The sequence below is a fragment of the Gilliamella sp. Pas-s25 genome (genome assembly GCF_009795885.1).
Classification (GTDB): domain Bacteria; phylum Pseudomonadota; class Gammaproteobacteria; order Enterobacterales; family Orbaceae; genus Gilliamella.
The window spans coordinates 1-2,492 of record NZ_WTEV01000057.1; the positions used below are offsets into that span (position 1 = coordinate 1).

The 2,492-nt window shown below is 30.1% G+C and carries 4 protein-coding genes and 1 pseudogene; all 5 read left to right on the plus strand.

Features of this window, described 5'->3' with window-relative positions:
• Window positions 1–238 precede the first annotated feature (238 nt).
• Entirely contained in the window at window positions 239–697 is a 459-nt protein-coding gene (locus GQ593_RS13175) for a hypothetical protein (protein ID WP_237397768.1), read from the plus strand.
• 1 nt (window position 698) lies between these two features.
• A complete protein-coding gene (locus tag GQ593_RS13180) occupies window positions 699–1,265 on the plus strand; it encodes a hypothetical protein (protein ID WP_160432448.1) in 567 nt (188 codons plus the stop codon).
• Window positions 1,266–1,390: 125 nt separating this feature from the next.
• Window positions 1,391–1,447 (plus strand): annotated as a pseudogene (locus tag GQ593_RS14360) (RHS repeat-associated core domain-containing protein); the annotation flags it as partial.
• Window positions 1,448–1,504: 57 nt separating this feature from the next.
• The gene (locus GQ593_RS13185) at window positions 1,505–1,876 is read left to right on the plus strand and encodes a hypothetical protein (RefSeq protein ID WP_237397769.1); all 372 of its coding nucleotides are present in this window, start codon (window positions 1,505–1,507) and stop codon (window positions 1,874–1,876) included.
• Entirely contained in the window at window positions 1,869–2,288 is a 420-nt protein-coding gene (locus GQ593_RS13190; protein WP_160432449.1) for a hypothetical protein, read from the plus strand. The genes GQ593_RS13185 and GQ593_RS13190 overlap by 8 nt, the downstream gene beginning before the upstream one ends.
• Window positions 2,289–2,492 lie beyond the last annotated feature (204 nt).

Sequence of the window (2,492 nt, forward strand, 5' to 3'; positions counted from 1 at the left end):
ATCACCTGAACAATATGAACAACAATATTACCAAAACGAAAAAATGATAGAGGTGGGCACTGTCTAATATTTTGGCGAGGATCAAGGTTTACATTATAATATTAATCGCTATTACGACCCATTTACAGGCAGATATATCACCCAAGATCCGCTTGGTATACTAGGCGGACTAAATAGTTATCAATATGCCGGTAGTGATCCGATAAATTGGGTTGATCCGTTAGGGTTGATTAAAGGATTGGATGGGAGCTCTCAGCCATTAAAATTGCCCTATTATCCAGATAAACCTGCTGATATTAATGGAAAAATTAATATCGGAGCAGGGAAAACACCATTAGAAGGGTATTATAATATTGATTATAATCCAACTACATCAGTTGTACATAAAGGAGATGCAATGAATCTACCGAATGTTAAAACAGGTTCCCAAGCTAAAATCAATATTGATAATCCATATCGTTATGACCCACTGAATCCAGAAATATTACGAATCTTATCAAAAGATGGCGAAATTAAATTGCTTGGTAATTTAAAAGCTAATAAGTACTTTAGAAATGCAATTAAATCAGATAATTTAGAAAAACTCAATTTAAAAATTATTTCACGCAGAAAGACATCATCCAATAATTATAAATTGTCTGATGGAAAAAAAATGAATGGCAAAATATTAGATGAAGTAATATTAAGGAGAGAATAATATGCAAATTAAACTAGATATTACAAAAAAAGTAACAGAAACACTAGATACTTCGGGGATTAGTAGTTTAATCACTTACATTGATATCCCATTGTATCGTGATGTATGTAATGATCTTAAATTTAACCTTTTTCATCTTACACTTAATCTGGATAATGAAATTATTTCAGTATTAAACAAACAAGATAATCCAAAATTTCATAATTTAAATGAGGATGTAATTCTTCTTATCAAACAAGCTTACGTTGAATTTGGTAAGATTAAAGGTATGGATACAGTAATGTGGGGAGAAAATAAACTGCCTTTTGATTCATGCTACCAGACATGGGATTATCACTTAGACGAAAAGGATGAAGTTTATGAAATTTCAGGATTTTCTATCAATCTACCTTATGGAGGTATGGTACTTAATATTGTAAGTAATAACCCTGTTACTATTACTTTCGAACTTAATGAATGTGAATTGTATACCGAATATCTAGCTTTTTCTAACAGGACAAGTCAATTAAATGTCCTAATGGATACTCCTTTACCAAGAAAAGGACAATCTTTTATTATAAAAAATTAAATAAATTTAAAGAAATTTCAATAAAAAGATATTAATACTTTTCATATTATAATCCATCCCCCCCTTTTCAAGGGAGATGGCACTATGATGAAGACACGGAGTTACATTATAATCTTAATCGCTATTATGCCCCATTTGCAGGCAGGTATATTACCCAAGATCCGCTCGGTATACTAGGTGGCTTAAATAGTTATCAGTATGCCGGTAGTGATCCGATAAATTGGATTGATCCGTTAGGGTTGGTTAAGGTTGGAAATAGTGGGTTTGAGGGGGTTGCAGGAAATACAAAAGAAATCGTTAAATCAGATAAATTATTAACCGAAGCAGCAGAGAGACTTGGAATTGATTTAGATAATATTTATATTAATGATGGTATTGCTAGAACCGAAATTAAAATTACAAGCAAAATTAATAATTCAGATATAAAATTATTAATTAATTATGTAAAATCCAAAGGAGCACAGAAAATTGAAGTTAATGCGGGATATATTGCAAATGAAAAACTGATGAAATTTCTGGATATGAGAGTTGCGGATGGTAAACCTTTCATGGGAGGGAAAGTCATGCTTGGAAAATCAAAAAAGACGGATTTTACAATAATATATGAATAAAAAAAATTGGTATAAAGATCGTATTTTATGGAAATTAAATCAATTTGGTTTAGTTTCTATAAGAAAGGTAGAGTGTGAAAATAGCTCTTCATCAAAATACTATGAAAAATATATTGATTCTGATGATGAAATATTGCTTTTATTTTCTGACAGAACTGATAAACAGTGGACTATTCTAACGACTAAAAAAATTATTAGTTATCATGATGATGATATATATGAAATAAATTTAGATGATATAAAAAAATTACTGGATATAGAAAAAGTTGGCATATCAACTAATGAATTGAAATACCATTGTAACATTTTACTTGTAGGAAATAAAAAATTACCTATTTGGACTCCAGATTCTAAATCTCTCTTTGCTCTCATGAATATACTAAGAATGTTTCCGCTAAAGAAGAATAATTAAATGAATGTTATTAATATAATAAAACCCTACAAATATTTAGATATGTGGTTTTTTGATGATAGTAAAGTAGGTTTGATTCAAGAACCATTTGTATTAGGTACTGATGTTTGATCCTCGCAAAAATATTAGACAGTGCCCACCTCTATCATTTTTTCGTTTTGGTAATATTGTTGTTCATATTGTTCAGGTGATACCCAGCCATTA